The 16,538-nt window shown below is 41.5% G+C and carries 17 protein-coding genes; 13 read left to right on the top strand and 4 right to left on the bottom strand.

Annotated features, from left to right (window positions below; translation table 11 throughout):
• Positions 1-39 precede the first annotated feature (39 nt).
• From HXT46_RS06110 to HXT46_RS06080, 7 genes are all read left to right on the top strand, one after another.
• Positions 40-1,776 (top strand): FTR1 family iron permease, encoded by a 1,737-nt coding sequence (locus tag HXT46_RS06110; protein ID WP_103013288.1) that lies wholly within the window; start codon positions 40-42, stop codon positions 1,774-1,776.
• A gap of 72 nt (positions 1,777-1,848) precedes the next feature.
• Positions 1,849-2,481 carry an iron transporter gene (locus HXT46_RS06105; protein WP_004116196.1) on the top strand — a complete coding sequence of 211 codons (633 nt, stop codon included), beginning with the start codon at positions 1,849-1,851 and terminating at the stop codon, positions 2,479-2,481.
• Between the two features lie 99 nt (positions 2,482-2,580).
• Complete coding sequence (locus HXT46_RS06100; protein WP_004138702.1) at positions 2,581-3,852, top strand: DUF2318 domain-containing protein; 1,272 nt, start codon at positions 2,581-2,583, stop codon at positions 3,850-3,852.
• 12 nt (positions 3,853-3,864) lie between these two features.
• Positions 3,865-5,235: an ABC transporter permease gene (locus HXT46_RS06095; RefSeq protein ID WP_032836421.1), complete on the top strand. Its 1,371-nt coding sequence runs from the start codon at positions 3,865-3,867 to the stop codon at positions 5,233-5,235.
• On the top strand, positions 5,225-6,514 hold the full coding sequence (locus tag HXT46_RS06090; protein WP_004114238.1) for an ABC transporter permease: 1,290 nt from the start codon (positions 5,225-5,227) through the stop codon (positions 6,512-6,514). The genes HXT46_RS06095 and HXT46_RS06090 overlap by 11 nt, the downstream gene beginning before the upstream one ends.
• Before the next feature lie 65 nt (positions 6,515-6,579).
• Positions 6,580-7,425 (top strand): ABC transporter ATP-binding protein, encoded by an 846-nt coding sequence (locus HXT46_RS06085; RefSeq protein ID WP_004114240.1) that lies wholly within the window; start codon positions 6,580-6,582, stop codon positions 7,423-7,425.
• A 55-nt stretch (positions 7,426-7,480) separates the two neighbouring features.
• Positions 7,481-8,095, top strand: a complete 615-nt coding sequence (locus tag HXT46_RS06080; RefSeq protein WP_004138761.1) for an FMN-binding protein — start codon at positions 7,481-7,483, stop codon at positions 8,093-8,095.
• Between the two features lie 12 nt (positions 8,096-8,107).
• Here the strand turns inward: HXT46_RS06080 and HXT46_RS06075 are convergent, their stop codons facing one another.
• On the bottom strand, positions 8,108-8,344 hold the full coding sequence (locus HXT46_RS06075; protein WP_004138665.1) for a hypothetical protein: 237 nt from the start codon (positions 8,342-8,344) through the stop codon (positions 8,108-8,110).
• Between the two features lie 235 nt (positions 8,345-8,579).
• On the opposite strand from HXT46_RS06075, the gene HXT46_RS06070 reads away from it, so the two are divergent.
• Positions 8,580-8,927: a hypothetical protein gene (locus HXT46_RS06070; RefSeq protein WP_004116167.1), complete on the top strand. Its 348-nt coding sequence runs from the start codon at positions 8,580-8,582 to the stop codon at positions 8,925-8,927.
• A 26-nt stretch (positions 8,928-8,953) separates the two neighbouring features.
• Here the strand turns inward: HXT46_RS06070 and HXT46_RS06065 are convergent, their stop codons facing one another.
• Positions 8,954-9,457 (bottom strand): hypothetical protein, encoded by a 504-nt coding sequence (locus tag HXT46_RS06065; RefSeq protein WP_014554325.1) that lies wholly within the window; start codon positions 9,455-9,457, stop codon positions 8,954-8,956.
• A gap of 193 nt (positions 9,458-9,650) precedes the next feature.
• On the opposite strand from HXT46_RS06065, the gene HXT46_RS06060 reads away from it, so the two are divergent.
• The 5 genes from HXT46_RS06060 (at position 9,651) to HXT46_RS06040 (ending at position 14,244) form a co-directional block, all read left to right on the top strand.
• Positions 9,651-10,391, top strand: coding sequence for a response regulator transcription factor (locus HXT46_RS06060; RefSeq protein WP_174190773.1), 741 nt, complete (start codon positions 9,651-9,653; stop codon positions 10,389-10,391).
• Positions 10,385-11,608 carry a histidine kinase gene (locus tag HXT46_RS06055; protein WP_421785921.1) on the top strand — a complete coding sequence of 408 codons (1,224 nt, stop codon included), beginning with the start codon at positions 10,385-10,387 and terminating at the stop codon, positions 11,606-11,608. Before HXT46_RS06060 ends, HXT46_RS06055 begins: the two co-directional genes overlap by 7 nt.
• A 279-nt stretch (positions 11,609-11,887) precedes the next feature.
• Positions 11,888-12,349, top strand: coding sequence for a hypothetical protein (locus tag HXT46_RS06050; protein ID WP_004114257.1), 462 nt, complete (start codon positions 11,888-11,890; stop codon positions 12,347-12,349).
• Positions 12,350-12,383: 34 nt separating this feature from the next.
• Positions 12,384-13,037, top strand: coding sequence for a response regulator transcription factor (locus HXT46_RS06045; RefSeq protein WP_004114259.1), 654 nt, complete (start codon positions 12,384-12,386; stop codon positions 13,035-13,037).
• Positions 13,038-13,071: 34 nt separating this feature from the next.
• Positions 13,072-14,244, top strand: a complete 1,173-nt coding sequence (locus tag HXT46_RS06040; protein WP_421785919.1) for an exodeoxyribonuclease V — start codon at positions 13,072-13,074, stop codon at positions 14,242-14,244.
• 251 nt (positions 14,245-14,495) lie between these two features.
• On the opposite strand, the gene HXT46_RS06035 is transcribed toward HXT46_RS06040, so the two are convergent.
• Positions 14,496-15,947: an ATP-binding protein gene (locus tag HXT46_RS06035; RefSeq protein ID WP_004114264.1), complete on the bottom strand. Its 1,452-nt coding sequence runs from the start codon at positions 15,945-15,947 to the stop codon at positions 14,496-14,498.
• 286 nt (positions 15,948-16,233) lie between these two features.
• A complete protein-coding gene (locus HXT46_RS06030) occupies positions 16,234-16,503 on the bottom strand; it encodes a type II toxin-antitoxin system RelB/DinJ family antitoxin (protein ID WP_415707003.1) in 270 nt (89 codons plus the stop codon).
• Positions 16,504-16,538 lie beyond the last annotated feature (35 nt).

Raw genomic sequence — 16,538 nt, 5'->3', positions numbered from 1 at the left:
TCGATGGGGGGATAGAGCCAAAGGAGATATGGAGACATTATGCACGCGTGTGCAAAAGCGCGCCAAAAAGTTGCGAGCGCATCGGCATTTTTGTTGTCAATATGCATTTTAATAAGTTGTGCAATGGGAGTAGTCGGATTAGTAGGATTAGTTGGAGAGCCAACAATAGCCTACGCAACTGACTCTGACAAAACCTATAACAGTTGGTCAGAAGTTTCTTCAGCAGTTACAAGCCAAATAGAACAAGGTAAAAACGAATACAATAGTGCAAATATGGCAGGAGCTGCAACCAGATTCCAAGCTGCATACAATTCGGTATACGTAGCATCAAACTTCATAACCGTTGTTAGAGACACAATTGGGCAAGATAAGGTGCAGTCGCAAAGTGACCAGTTCCAGCAACTGCAAACTTTGGTATATCAACAAAAACAAAGCGCACAGATTAGTGAAGTGGCATCTACTCTGGAAAGAGATATTGCGCAAACCGCTTCTCAACTCGATGCAAACACGCAGCTAGATAAGCCGAATGTTTATGCATCCAAATTGCGCGCGCAAATCGCAAAAGAGCGTAAAAAGCTCGATGCAGCAAAAAAGAAGAATCTTGGGCGAAATGGCAGAACTTGGAGCCAAGTTGCGCGAGAAATGAACGTTATACTCGACAAATCTGCATCAACGTACAAAGCAGCAAAAGGAAACAAGCAAGAAGTTGCCAAAGCTGTTGATTTAGTAAACGAAGCCTACTACCAATATTACGAAAAGCTCGGTTTTGAGAAGAACGTGATGAACGCAATAAGCGGAAGCCGGGTAAGCACTGTTGAATACCAGTTCAAAGAGTGCAGGCAGGCTATGAACAATGGCAAAACGTTTGAGCAAACAAAAAAGTTCGTGACCGATCTTAAGTCAATGCTTATTGAAGATGCAGCAAAACTAGACGGCGGAGCGGCATCTAACTCCAACCCGTTTATGCAATTTATAACAAGCTCCTTTGGGCAGGCTTTTATAATCTTGTTGCGCGAAGGGTTGGAAGCGCTGCTGGTTGTGGCTGCAATAATCGCGTATCTTATTAAATCTGGGCACAAGAGCATGGTTAAGTATATTTACATGGGGCTTGTTGCAGGAATCATAGCTTCGCTTATTGTTGCTGCGCTATTTGGATTGTTGTTTAACGGTTCTGGTCCGCAGCAAGAAATCACTGAAGGTGTTGTAGCTCTGTTTGCAATGCTTATGCTGCTGTACACAAGCAATTGGATGATTTCAAGATCTTCTGTGCAAGCTTGGAACGAGTATATTCGCAACCAAACGACGGCAGCAGTTTCTAAAGGAAGCCTGATTTCTCTAGCGCTGCTAAGCTTCTTAGCAGTGTTTCGCGAAGGTGCAGAAACTGTAATCTTCTACCAGGCGATTTTTGCTGTATCAAGTGGAGCAGACTCCATGATCTGGGGCGGGTTTGTATCCGCAGCCGCTGTTTTGGTTGTAATCTTCCTGCTGATTCGCTTTGCATCCGTTCGCATACCAATTCGTCCATTCTTTACAGGAACCAGCGCGCTTATGTGCATTTTAGTGGTGATTTTTGCTGGTGGAGGTGTGCACGCGCTTATAGAGGGTGATGCGCTCGCTGGAGTTTATATTCAAGGCTTGCCAACTAACGATTGGCTTGGATTCTATCCGTACGTTGAAACGATTTCGGCGCAAGTCGTAGCTGCAATCGTGGTTATTGCACTGCTATGCGTGTCTATTTTGCGCACACACAAGTCGCAAGCAACCGTTCGCGGATAAGTCAAAACTAAAAATCAAAACTAAAAATCAAGCAATAATAAACAGATAATTAACTAACAGAAAAGGTTAGATATGAAGAACAAAAAGATGATGGCAATTGCAGCCTTAGCGCTGGCAGGAATGCTAACACTCACTGGTTGCGGTGCAAACGGAAACGCGGCAAAATCTGCTGCAAAGCCACAAGCATCTGAGCAGAAGGCCGACGATAAGGGCGGAGACAAAGGCTTTGAAGAGGTTCCAGTTGGACCTAACCAAGACCAGAACATTGGCCCACTTACGATTGGCGCCGTGTACTTCCAGCCAGTCGATATGGTTCCAGCAGGCATGGGCTTAAAGGCAAGCGAGGCAAGCTTCCACCTTGAGGCAGATATTCACGCAAACAAGGAAGGCACAAAGCTTGGCTACGGCAAGGGCGAGTTCATTCCAGATTTGACTGTGAATTATCAAATTATTGATAAAGCTAGCGGCGAAGCCGTTGTAAAGGGAACGTTTATGCAAATGAACGCTTCCGACGGCCCACACTACGGCGCAAATGTTAAGCTCGATAAGGCTGGAAACTACAAGTTAGTGCTTTCTGTCGAATCGCCAGAAAAGAAGGGCTGGATGCTTCACGTAGATCCTGCTACGGGCGTGACTGGCAGATTCTGGACTGAGCCAATTACCGCTACATTCGACGATTGGAAGTACACTCCACGTCAGTGGTAGTTTTGCCAGTGGTAGTTTTACAAATAAAAACAACAAATGAATAATGCATAACGCATAAATAAATAACAAATAATCACATAAACAGCAAAGGAGGGAGACATGCTCAGGCTGTTCGTTACAGTACTTCCAGGGCTGCTCCCTCTTGCGCTGATTACAATGGGATTAAGCGCAACTCTAAGCGTCGGCGAGGGGCGAGATAAGCCAATCAGCTCTCGCTGGCGACTTTTCGGCTTGATTTTTGGAACAGTTGCGGCGCTTGTTTTTGCATTTTTGCGCGCAAGCGTGGTGATTAATCAGCGCAATTTTGTGAATCTTCCAGCGCTCTGCATTGCAGTTCCGCTAGACGTTGCCACAATCGCTTGTGTTGGCGCATCTGGCAAAACGGTTGCAAAATGGCGCAAAAATCCGCTGCCCTTGCACATAAGTAATGCAATTGGCGCGCTTTGCCTAGCGTTTACAGTGTTTTACGCGCTCCCAGACGTTATTTTGCAGCTTACGATTTTCGTTGACTCCAGCACGCCTCCGTTTACTTCCGATATGCTTCTTCGCGCGCTAGGATTTATTCTTGGCGCGGCTGCTGCGATTTGCATAAGTCTTATGGTGCGATCTTTGCGCGCAACCGCGAGTATTGGCGCCTTTAGAATCGCAATTATTCTAAGCATAATAATCTTACTAATTCAGCATTTAACATCCCTGCTGCAAATTATGCAAGGAAGTATTTTGCTGTATATAGACGATTTTTCGTTTAGCATTCTTGTTTGGCTTATAAACAACGCTCCGCTTATGATTATGGCGCAAATTTGCGTGTTTTTGATTCCTGCATTCGCCTCTCTTGTAATTGGTTTTAAGACGCCTGTAGTTGGAGAAAATTCTGCACAAATCCGCGCAAAGCGAGCGTTTAAGCGTAAGTCTAGAAGGTCTGCGCTTGCGGCGCTAATGGCTGCAATCGTAGTAATACTTACGCTTACTGCTGGCGTGTCTCTTATGAATATTAAGCCAACGCTTACGCCGCCAGAACCGTACGAGTTGCATGATGGCGTAGCAACAATCAACTTTGTGCAAATTAGCGATGGTCACTTGCATAGATTCCAATACAAAGCTAAAGATGGCACTGTTATGCGCTTTATAATCATCAAGAAAAATGGTGGAGCGTATGGAGTGGGCTTGGATGCTTGCGAAAATTGCGGAGACGCAGGCTACTACGAAAAAGACGGCAAGATAATATGCCGAAAATGCGATGTTGCAATAAATTTGGCGACTATTGGTTTTAAGGGCGGATGCAACCCGATTCCATTCCCATACAAGGCTGGTGGCGGCAAAATTACCATTCATACAGCCGATTTAGACGTGCTTAGCTCGCACTTTAAGTAGGAGTGCTTGCAAATGTTTATGATTCGAATGGTTGCGCGATCTCTTGCAAGGCAGATTAAAAAGCGAGTTCTTATAGCGATTGTTGTGTGCTTGAGTGCGTGTGTAAGCGTTGCAATGCTTAGCGTTGTTTACGACGTTGGAGACAAAATTAACGCGGAGCTTAGCTCTTACGGGTCCAATATTATTGTTCAGCCTAAGTCGAATGCTGTTGTGAACGACTTGTATGCGTCTCGCACAAAGTCGAACTATAGTAATTCGCAAACTTCTCGAACTTCTCAAACTTTGGCGGATGCTGAAAGTCAAGAATCTACCGCTTTTTTGAAGGAATCGGATGCTGCAAAAATCAAAATGATTTTTTGGGCGTTTAACATAACGAATTTTGCGCCAAAACTAACGATTTATGCAAATCTTAAAGCAAATTCTTCTGCCGAATCTGCTAAATCTGCTAATTCAGTAGTCCCGATTGTTGGCACGTGGTTTAATCGCAAGCTTGCGCTCGCTTCTGGAGAAACAACAGTTGTTGGTGTGCGAGGAATGCGGTCTTGGTGGAAGATGCTTGAAGGCAGATTCCCGCGCGATTTTAAGCACGAGGCCGCTGTTGGCACAAATCTTGCTAAAAGTCATAATCTAAAAGTTGGTCAGCGAATAAAACTAACTCGTTCTGGCAGACAAATCTCACTTAAAATTGTTGGCATCTACGATTCTGGAGATAGCGACAATAACGCGATTTACGCGGATTCCAGCCAGGCACAACGCCTTTCAAATAAGCCAAATATGGTTGAGGCGATTGAAGTTAAAGCATTGACTACGCCAGAAAACGATTTAGCGCGTAAAGCGGCGAAGAATCCAGCGGCTCTTAGCCAAGAAGAGTGGGAGACGTGGTATTGCACAGCCTACCCAAGCTCGATTACTTACCAAATTGAAGAAGTGATTCCAGGAGCTGTTGCAAAGCAAGTGCGGCAAGTTTCTGCTATGCAAGGCAGCGTGCTTAACAAGACGCGCGCTGTGATGGTGCTTATGACGGCGCTTAGCTTGGTTGCGGCGGCTGTTGCGGTTGCGAATCTTATGGCGGCTGCGATTTCGGAGCGCTCGGGGGAGCTTGCGCTGCTCAAGGCGCTGGGTGCGCGCGATGGCGCTGTTGCGCGGCTAATGCTTATGGAAACAGCGGTTATTGCATGCGCTGGTGCGCTTATTGGCATGATTGCAGGCTTTGGCGTTGCGCAAGTGATTGGATTTAGCGTGTTTGGTTCTGCGATTTCGCTTCGACCAATGGTGTTTGTGCTGGTGTTTGTGCTTCTTGCGATTACTGTTCTTGCTGCTGCTGGCTCTTCTATTCGCTCTATTTTGCATGTGCGTCCTGCGGAGGTGCTTCATGGGCGTTAAATCTGGTTCGGGTATGACTTCTAATGGCGCAATGTTTGCGACTATGCTTTTTGGCGCGGTTTTTCGCCGAAAGTCGCGTGCGCTTATGGCAGTAGTTGCCACTCTTGTTGGTGCCGCTACGCTATTTTGCTTGGCTGCAATCTGCATTGTTGTTCCTCAACAAATGAGTGACGAAATGCGCGCATACGGAGCGAATATTATTGTGACGCCGCTTGCAGGCGAGTGGAAAAATGGCATTGATCGCGCAATGGTTTTGCACACTAACGACATGGTTCTTGCAAAAGGTGCTATGCGATTTGCTACCTACCGTTACGAAAATGTGCGCATTAATGCGGCTCCGTACGTGCTTGCTGGAGTGGATGTCTCCGCTGTTAAGTCGCTTAATAAGCATTGGAACGTGGACGGCGCTTGGCCTAGCAGTGGCAACGTTATGGTTGGGCGAGATGTTGCTTCGGCTATGGGATTGAAGATTGGTTCGCGCATTGCAATCGCGTATCGCGCTGGCGATAATTCCTCGGATTCGGATAGCCTTGCGCAAAAATCGCAAGGTAATCAAGCAGGCAATCAAACAGATAATCAAACAGATAAATCTTCTCAAAATAAGCTTGTTGAAGGCAGAGTTTCCACAGATATTATGGATACTCACGGCACAACTTTCCGCGTTTGCGGCATTTTAGATACGGGAGATGCCGAAGATTCCATGCTTTACGCAACTAACGCGGATTTGCGTGCGCTTACAGGCGTTAAGCGCGGTGCGGACGTGATTGCTTACTCGTCTTCTGCGCCGAACGTAGATGCTGTTGTGCGCAGCATTAACGATATGACTTCTATGCGTGTTCGTGCGCAACAAGTTACTAAAGTTACGGCGGCAGATACTGGCATTATTGCTATGCTTCGCAGCCTATTTTGGATTGTTTCGCTGGTTGTTCTTGCGTTGATGATGGTTGGCGTAAGCACTACGATTTCTTCGATTGTGCAGCAGCGCCGAAATGAGATTGGCTTGCGCAAAGCTTTGGGTGCGAGCGCTAAAAGCATTGGCATTGAGTTCACTGCAGAATCTGGGCTTTATGGTTTTATTGGCGGAATCGCTGGTACAGCAGTGGGGTATGGATTTGCGCGATTGCTTGCGTCAATGGTGTTTGCGCGAGATTTGAGCGTAAATTGGTGGCTGGTTGTGTTTTCTATTGTGTTTAGCGTTGCAGCGTCTTGCGTTGCTGCGTTGCCGCCTGTTTTGCGCGCTTCAAAAATAGACCCTGCGATTGTGCTTCGAGAAGAATAGCTTTTATAGTGATTTTTAGAGTGATTTTAGAGTGTTTAGTTAAGGATTTTAGTTAAGGATTTAATATGACAGAGAATAAAGAAACTAAGCTGGAGAGCACAAAAGCTGAGCCAGAAATGCTGTTGACTTTGGACCATGTTTCCAAGATTTACGGCTCTCTTCGCGCTGTTGACGATTTGTCGCTTACTGTGCCGCAAGGCGAGTGGCTTTCGATTGTTGGCTCGAGCGGCTCTGGCAAAACTACGCTAATGAACATTATTGGGTGCATGGATTCGCCGTCTAAAGGCTCCGTTGCTTTGCAAGGCCGCAAACTCGAGGATTTGAACGCGGGCCAGCTTGCAGACGTTCGCAAAAACGTAATCGGTCTTGTGTTTCAAAAGTTTTATCTTGTGCCACATTTAACAGCTGTAGAAAATGTGATGGTTGCGCAATATTATCATTCAGTTGTAGATGAATCGCAAGCAATGGAAGCCTTGGAACGCGTTGGCTTGAAGGATCGCGCGCATCATTTGCCGAGCCAGCTTTCTGGCGGCGAACAGCAGCGTGTTTGTGTTGCTCGTGCGCTTATTAACTGCCCGAAGTTGCTTCTTGCGGATGAACCGACTGGTAATTTGGACGAAAAGAATGAGCAGATTGTACTAGACTTATTTAAGCAGCTTCATTCCCAGGGCACTACGATTATTGTTGTAACGCACGATTCTTTGGTTGCTCAATGCGCGGATCGTGAAATTATGCTCAACCACGGTGTGCTTGTTGGTGAACGTTGGAATAATGAGGTTGCGCGCAAAGCGTACGAGGCGATTGGTGGCAAGCCTGCGTTTACGAGTGCACATGTTGATGAAAGCGTTGCGGAAGCTTTGCAAAATCATGAGCCTACTAAGTCACCTAAATTAGCGAATTTAGATGATTAGTTTTTAAATGATTAGTTGCGCATAGTTTTAATTTAAGATTTAAAGGCGATGATTTATGATTTTAGACAATATGTTTCACAATGTTTCACGCTGCACTAATTTGCGTGATGATTTGAAGTCTAAAAAAATTGCAAAAACGGTTGCTGCGATTGCGGTTTTGGCTAGCTCAAGTGCGTTTCTTGCATCTTGCGGCGAGCCGAGTGCCGTTCCAATGAATGATGAGTTTGCAGGAAACTCTGGTCAAAGCGAAAACGATAGTGGCAATGCTTCGAAATCTTACGATTCTGGTGCTCAACAATCGCACGCTTCCGCGCAAAGTGAGGATTCGCAAAATCAGCAAAATTCGCCTAAAACAGACACTGGCAATTACAAAGATGGCGATTACAAAATCAAAGCTAAGTATGGGCCAGTTGCAGAAGATAGCATTGACGTGAATTTAAGCGTTGCAAATGGAAATATTAGCAGTGTGCAAATAACGTCTCATCCGTTTACGCCAATCTCCAAAAAACACATGAGCGCTTTCAGTGAGGCTATTCCAGGAAAAATCGTTGGAAAACCGTTAAAAGATTTGCATATTTCGGTTGTTGCTGGAGCAAGTTGGACTAGTGATGCCTTCAACAAAGCGCTTGACGTTGCTCGCCAAGAGGCTTCAATTCAATCCGCAAAATAATCTTGAACCACCTTAATCTTTGACTTCAAAAATAGTGCCTTCGTTTCGACTCATCGTTGCTGTCATGGCTCCGGTTGTTGCCATAAATGGAATAATAGCATTACTGTATTCGTGCATGAACCGTGCAAAATCATGATTCCAAGAAATAATCGCAACGTACAAAAGAAGGAATTCGATTGCTGTAAATATTGCCCACTTAAGAATCCAAATAAGCGTTTTTTTAATAAGTTTTATAGAGTCCTTGCTCATGAGTTGTTTCCCTTCCAATTTGCTGTTTTGTTCGTGAGCATTGTAGCTAATTTGTGTACGCTGCCTATCGTTCGTATGTATTTTGTATTTCTAGTATAAATGCCGCAAGTCTTCGAGCAATATTATGTACTCAGAACTTAGTACTCAAGATTGCACGGAAAATGTTTGTAATTAGAGTTAAAGCAACGCACAAATATGTTGCGCAAATACGTTACAGATACAAGGAGATACAAACATGAGTAGCGCAGATATGGGTAGTGTAAGCATGAGTGATTTTGGTATAAACTCTTGGCAGCCAGAAGATAGCGTAAACAAAATAGGAAATGTTAGTGAAAATAGCATTAATCAAATTCAAAAGCAGGAAGATAACTTTGCGGAAAATAGTAGCGAAGAGCTTTCACAAGATGAAATTGATGAATTAGCTAAGCAATTAGAAGAAGTCTTTACAAAATATATTGTGCTAGAAAATGGCTCTTTTGTTGTAAAAGAGGATGCTATTATTGCAGACGGTTATGGCGATCACATAGAATATTTTCGCAATGCTGCAAAAGGATTAAATCTTTCAATGGAAGATCAGCAATAAGCTTAAATCCTTAAAGTCTTAAATCTTTAAAAATCGCTTTCATCAATAGGGTGACCTTGTGGACGCTTTATTACTCGCCACAGAATCACTAATGTTAAAACGCCATTTGCAATTCCGTAGTAATAAATCCAAGGAACGTGAATAAGCCCACAAATAAAGCATGTAATAATATTTATTAAATTATTTGAGTAATTGTTGAGTATTTGATTATTTTGTGATTCGACTTTTTTGCGCTCTCGCTCAAGAGTCATTATGTAATCTTTGTTGTTTTCTATATTCTCAACATCACTACTTATGCTGTTAGCGCCCGCGCCGCTAAGCTTAGATATATTATTTTCTATATACGCATTTTTTGCTTTAATAACGCTTTTGAGCAAGAAAAAATATGCACAAGAATACATTGCAACAGAAAGAAGTCCTAGAACAAGCCACAAAGCGAAAAAGTCAAAGCTACGCATAAAAGCAGCTGCTGAGGCAAACGCCATCGCAGCTACTTCTGCGGAGTGCAATACTACTAGTCGTTTTTTCATATAATCCTGCTGCAATCATTATTAAAAATAAATTTTCAACGCAACCAAAAGTCACATATTGTCACTCATTATAATCACATTTGATTTACATGCATTACTTGTAATCATTTATTACTACACGATTTGCTCTATTTTGCGCATGCTTATAAAGTAGAATGTAGGAAAAGTAGCATAAGATTGCAAGAAAGCCATTATGCAAAAAACGTATGCAATAGTAGATAACGACACATTAGTTTTAGCGGTTATGCAAAACGTGCTCAGCAAGCTTTTGCCAAGCGAGTACGAGTGCAAATGGTGCGTAAAATCAGGCGTGCAAGCTTTGAAATATTGCCAAGTAGCAAAAACTACTCCAGATTATATTCTGATAGATATGTCAATGAAAGACATGTCTGGAGTAGACGTAATACGCGCAATTCGTGAGAAAAACAACAGCATTATTTTAATTGGCATGACTTCTTACGATTGTAGATCCTACGCTTCTATGGTTTCGCAAGTTGGCGGGCAAGCGATGGTTGCTAAAGACAATTTCAAAGGGCTAGCAGAAGCTTTGCAATATTGCGATAAGCAGAATGTGTATGGCTGCCGTTGCGTTAAAGACGTTGTTTACGATTTTGCTACTCCGCAAGAATCTTTTATTAGGCTTTCTAAATCAAGATCGCGCAGCGTTTTGCCGCCTCAAGAACTAAAAATTATGGATCTGCTTGCTAAAGGGTACACAACGAATCAGATTGCGTCTCAACTTGGTCTTATGCCAAACACTATTAACACGCATATTCATAGAATTTACAAAAAATTACATGTTTCTAACCGAGTGCAAGCAATATCCGCGTTTGCTGCAATGCAAAATCGTGAGCAAAATAGCAATATGCAATATTTTAATGATTCGCCGCAGAATCATCCGAATCTTTTGCAAGAAACGGATAACGCATGTTAATGAAAACATTTTCGCGCGTTATTGAGTTGGTTAAAAGCTGGAAAATTCAGCGAACTTTATTCATAATATTGGCGATTCTTGTAGTGTCAATGGATGTGCAATCTTGCAATACAGCTGGTTTGTGGCATAATCCATTACAATCTGTGTGCCAATACGTTTGGATGTTCGCAATATTTCTTTTGATTGCTTTTCCTCGTCAAATATCCCTCGTAACTCCGATTTTATATTGCGTAACGTTAGCAGTACCAGGCGTAAATGCAACTTGCTTTCTTTTTTCATTGATCGCTAGCATGTTTGTTGCAGGCTTTTACGATTCGTGGAAGTATTTGCTTTGTGCGTACATAGTTTCGCTGAATATTATGTACTTTGCAAAAATGGCGTATATTCCGCTTACTTTCCCTTGTTTTATTCTTATTTCCATGATTTGCGGTTACGCTTTGCGCAAGTATTTGAACATGTTGGAGGAAAATAATCGCGCAAAAATGGATATTGTGCGCAGTGAGTTCCAGTCTTATATTGCTTCTGTTGCATTGCAATTGCACGACGATGTGAACAATGAGATTACGGATATTACATTGCTTGCGACTGATGCTTTGTATACCGAGAAAAGTGATCATACAAAAGAGTCGCTAGAGCAGATTGTTGAGCATTCTCGTAATGCGCTTTCTAAAACGCGACTTGTTATTAATCTACTTGAACAAGCTGAGCATAAGTATGATGATTCTTTAGATTCAAATATTGCCAGCACGCAGTTTATTTATAGTTCTAATAGCAATAATCGCATAAGTTTGACTGATTTCTTATGCAATATTCGCGCACGCTTACAGGCTGAACGTAAGATTTGCGAGCAGCTTGGGTACTATGGCTCTCTAACAGTGAATGATAAAAGTTCGGGGAGTGGTGATTTTACTGCATCTGCAACTATTAGTACTGAAAAAGCTCAATGTGCTATTCGCATGTGCAGCGAGCTGCTTACTAATATTCGTAAGCATTGCAATACTAGCGTTGATTTTTCTATGAACGTTACGGTTGATAAGCGCGAATGCAGAATAATGTGCATGAATTCGATTTCGACGTTGAATAAGTTTGGCGAAAGACTTGTTTTTGGCAAAGGTCTACTATTCCACAAAAAATCTGTGGAACGTTTAGGTGGATCTTTAAACGCGCAAAAAGATGACGACACTTGGCTGGTCAATGTTGTTATTCCGCTAAACTAGTATCAATCAGACTCTTGCGTTATCGTGGCAAAAATCGCAAATCTAACAGAATCTGCCACGATAACTCCATAAGTACGCCTCTATTTAAAAATAATTCCAAAACGGAAATATTCTTAAATGTTGATTGTTGAGAACATACAAACTGCTAATAGTAAAAGTTTTTTAAAAGTTTTCTAAAAGCACTATCGTTAAAAATAGGTACGCTTATTTGTGTAGATAAAATCTGCACGCTAGTATGTTGGTAATTTACAAAACGAGAATCACGAGGAGGTGCTTATTATGACTAATCCTTTGCGCGGTATACGAGAAGAAGATATCGTCAAGTATTTTAAAGATCACAATCTTTCAGTTGATAAGACGTATGTATTTACAATGAAATACGACCCTTGGTGGAAAGATTTAATCAAACTATTTTTGTTACCTAAATTATTCTATGTAGCGCAAGGCGTTGTTGCGCGTATTATTGCTGCCACTAATAATGAGTTTATTATTGTTAATCCGAATGTCATTTTAGGCTCGGGTAATCTAGCTAAATTAGACGATAAGTATCTTCGTCGTATTGCGTGGAATCAACTCACTAATTTTGAAGTTATAAGTAAACCAACAACTCAAATAATTCGTTTTACTGCGAATGGCAAAACCGAAGAATGGAGTGTGCCAACGGAAAGTGCTAGCGTATGGCACTTTAATGTGTACAATCTTGATAATTTGAGAAAAACAATACAATCGCACATCTCTTGATAAGCGGATTCCAAAACAAGATATCATATATTGTATGAACACTACTTACGCAATTGTTGATAATGACACGCTTGTATTGCGATATATGCAACTTCTTCTTAAAAGTCGTTTGCCTGAAAACTTTGTTTGTGCATGGATGTGTTCTTCTGCAAAACAAGCTATTCATCGTTGCGTTGCAGAGAATACTCCTGACGTACTTTTAGTAGATATGTCAATGAGAGAAATGAGTGGTGTTGATGTAATTAAGGCAATTCGCGAGCGCAATAGCAATATTGTTTTAATTGGCATTACTTCCTACATGCTAGATGAATACGTATTGCAAGTTGCTAAGTCGGGTGGTCAAGCGCTAGTACATAAAGACAATTTAGCAGACGTAGTTGCAGCCATCCAATCGCGCGCAACAAGCTACGGTTGCCCAGAATTGCCACAATATATTGACTATTTTCACACTCCGCAAGAATCATTTAATATGATTTCTCAACTTCCGAAGACTTCAGTTTTGTCTCCTCAAGAATCGGAAATTATGCGCTTGTGCAAACAGGGATCTTCTACGAAAGAGATTGCAGATCAGCTTAATGTGAAAGTTTCAACAGTCAACACGCATTTACGGCGTATTTATGGAAAACTTCAAGTTAAAAGTCGCATGCAGGCGCTTGCTGCGCTCGCAAAGTATTCGCATGATATATAACGTGTAAGAAATTAACGTGTAAAAGTAGGTAGTTATGAAATTATTAACGCGTATGATCAATTTTTTGCCGCATGATGCTTGGCAGAAAATTGGAATTGGTGCAATCATAAGTTGTACTTTGATTCTTGAAATTTGTTCCTATAATAATCTTCATTACTACTCTAATTGGCATGCAATTACAGTTGAAATAGTATGGATTGTAATCTGCTTATGCATTGCAATATGGCCACGTAAAGCATCTTTTATTGTGCTCATTTGGATGCCGTTGGTAATTGTTGCACCCAATATCAACTATTCATCTATGATGCTTACCATATTGATTTGTTTGGCAATTGCTGTAATTACTCAACCTTGGTACACCGTGCTTGCTTCTTGCGGAGTATCTTCATGGCTCTTTATTATATGCGATTTTCAAAACGCTTATGTGTTGGGGTGGTGGCTTCTTATCACTCTTATTTCTAGCGCAATCGTAAAATACTATATTTCTACTATTCACCAACAGCAGGAACAGTTATTTGCACAGCGTTACAACGTTTTTCAAAAATATGCCACTATTGCCGCAATTCGCATGCACGATGAAGTAACTAATGAGCTTTCCAGCATTATGATGATGGCTCAACAATCTATTGAACCTCAAACGACTCATGACCAAGAGCATGAAAATTCGCGAGAGATTCTTCAACGTGCTACTACAGCTGTTCATAGAGCACGTAATATCATTTCTCTTCTTGACAATGCTACAACTGCAAGCACTGGCGATGCTATGCAATCGACTACATGTTATAAAGATTTTTGCACAGGCTTACGCGTTTTATTTGATGGTGAGCAAAAGTCATTTGAGAAGCTTGGCTATATTGGTTCCATTGATTTGAACAGTGATTTAGTTGCTGAAGATTCGAGATCAGCGCATTTGCCTTTTGAAGAATGTGCTCAAATTGAATATATTTGCCGAGAACTACTTGCAAACGTAAAAAAGCATGCTGCAAAGCCTAAAGAATACGCCATGAATGTAATGCTTAATGACAATGAATGTCATATTACGTGTATAAATAGTGCGCAACGCGGTATTCTTGCTAACTTGCAATTAGGATATGGACTGCGTCTTCATAAGATGCTTGCGGAACGGGCTGGTGGAACTTTTAAAGTTATTGAAGATGACGATTCGTGGATTATTAATGTACACGTTCCGCTTCATGTAGAGAAATAGCCATTATGCAAGAATAATTAATTATTGTGCTTTCTTGCGATTTAATCGAGTATTTGGACGCTTTTCAATCGAGTATTTGGACGCGCCTTTGTGCAGCAGATGCAAGTAAGCGGTTAATATGTGATGCAGAATGCTGTTTCGTTGCTATTTTATATCGAGTTATCGTGACAAAAATTGCAAATCTTATAAAAACTGACGCGATAACGCGTGATTTCGGCTGCGCGATATAGTACGTAACTATTGTCGCGCAATCAGTTAAAAAACATTGTTTGTGCGTCAACGAAGTTGATGATTGTTTTAGCATGACGAGGATTGTAAGAAGTTGGATGTTTTGTAAACAACATAAATATTTTCTTATAATCGCTATTTTTTGCATTCTCAACTAAAGTTGCGCGCTGCAACAACTTGCTCACTGCTTCAGCTTCGTTAAGATTATTACGCCACTTACATTCTGCAATAAGAAGCTGCTTGTTAATATCGTCTTCTGCAACAATATCAATATCGGTTTGCTCACGAGCAATAGGATCCGCACCCCACCATTTACCTAACTTAGTTGGCAAAAAGTCCATTCCGTCAACTTTGCATTGGTGCACAATCCACTGTTCGCACATTTTCTCAAACTGTTGACCTACAAAAGTACTAAACGCTTCATGCTCACCGCCAAGAACACTACTTGCGGCAGCGTGTGAAAGTCCGCGTTCGATCAATCCTTTATTAGGCGCTACAAACCTATACCAATACGCAAAGAATGGGTCACAAATCTGCCATAATCCTTTTTTGCAATGAAGTGGATTCATGCCAAATGGAATATTTCTTTCAATTAATCCAAGGCCTTCTAATGTTTTCAAATACACGTTCACTGATGTAGCTGGCAATCCAATGCGATCCGATATTAAAGTCGGAGTATTGCATCCCGTAGCAAGAGCATTTAGCACACTATTGTATGTTGAAGGATCGCGCAATTCCTGGCGCATGAGCATGTCTGGTTCAGCGTACAAAATTCCCGAAATGTTAAAGCATAATTGCTCAAGATTTTCCGCAAACGAAGACTTATTATCTAACTGCTCTATATAGTATGGTGTTCCTCCAAGGGATGCAAAATAGTTGATTTTATCTTCCCAAGTAGCATTATTTGGCATAAGCTCAGATGCTTCAAAAAGATTAAATGGTTGCAAGCGAATCTGTGCGGTACGTCTTCCATAAAGCGGACTCTTTTTGCCAAGCACTTCACTTTCCATGAATCCTTCGTTACTGCCGCACAAAATAAGAGTCATGTTCGCGTTTTTAAATTTATGATCTATTGCGACTTGGAATGTTGACGCTAAGGATTTATCTGCTTGAGCTGCGTACGGAAATTCGTCGAAAACTAGAATAAGTGGAGATTTAGGAGCATTCTGGTCTACGGCGTTAGATTGTTGCGCAACAAAATCGAGAGCGTCGTTCCAATTATTAAACGATCCTGTAGTTGACGGTAGATTGAAGAAGTCGTACACAGTGCGCGAGAAATCACGCAAATTCTCGATATTAGTTTGCTCGCGAGCAGTAAAAAGTATTGCGTGCTTATTTTTACAGAATTGTGAAATAAGCGAAGTTTTTCCTATTCGTCTTCGACCATAAACTATTGCCATCTGGAACGAGTGTTTGCTGTTCTCATATAATTTTTCAAGTACTTGTAACTCGTCTTGTCTGCCAACAAAAACCATATTCCACCTGCCGTTACGCCAATAATTGCAATACTTTTCAGCGCATCTTATTGCTGCTGAATCTGCACTCTAGTTAATATAATCGCGATTATTATAATCATAATTATAATAATCTAAATTATATTATTTTTCAATATGCTCAACGCAATCATGCGTTATCGTGACAGTTTTTGCTAACTAGAATAAGTCGTCATGAGATCCTAAGCGTAGGAATATAATGCAATCTTCTTTAACTTGATACAACAGTAGAACATCTCGCAGATAGATTGGACTATAAAATGGCGGTTTAGGCATTGCGCATCAGCTCAGCAAAATCGTCAACAGTACCTGCAGCTATTGGTTTTTCTTTCATAGTTTCATCAATAGAGTGCTCATATGGAGAACTTTCAAGTGAAAATGGGAAACGTTGCGTATTTACAATCTGATACAAAAATAGGTTGACTGCTGAACTCATATCAAGACCATAATGTTCAAGAACTTGCGATGCACTATCTCGTATTTCTGGATTAACTCTTACACTTAATCTGCCTGTTTTAACCGTTTTTGTAGAAGTCATGTCGTTTCCTTTAAGCTTAGAATCATAAATTTGTT

It is taken from the genome of Gardnerella sp. DNF01204 (genome assembly GCF_049244145.1).
GTDB classification, from domain to species: Bacteria; Actinomycetota; Actinomycetes; order Actinomycetales; family Bifidobacteriaceae; genus Bifidobacterium; species Bifidobacterium vaginale.
This window is presented reverse-complemented; position numbering and strand designations above follow the sequence as displayed.